Annotated in this window: 1 pseudogene; it reads left to right on the plus strand. The window is 45.9% G+C overall.

Annotated elements, in window-relative coordinates:
- Nucleotides 1–244: pseudogene (locus BHE89_RS02720) on the plus strand (RNA-guided endonuclease InsQ/TnpB family protein); the annotation flags it as partial.

A 244-nucleotide genomic window follows, 5' to 3' on the forward strand; every position in this document is an offset into this window, starting at 1 on the left:
TGTCTGGCTCGCGCTATCGGAGATGCAGGCTGGCATGGTTTTATCACAAAGCTGGAATATAAAGCCGTAGAAAAAAGGCGTCCATCTGGTAAAACTGGAGCAATGGTTTGCCTGTTCGAAAACCTGTCATTGCTGCGGTCATAAAATGTCAGAAATGCCACTACATAAGCGTATCTGGCAATGCCCTGAATGTGGAGTTGAACATGACCGAGATATCAATGCGGCAATCAATATCCGACACAAG

This window comes from Shigella sp. FC1967, assembly GCF_001743005.1.
Lineage (GTDB): Bacteria > Pseudomonadota > Gammaproteobacteria > Enterobacterales > Enterobacteriaceae > Proteus.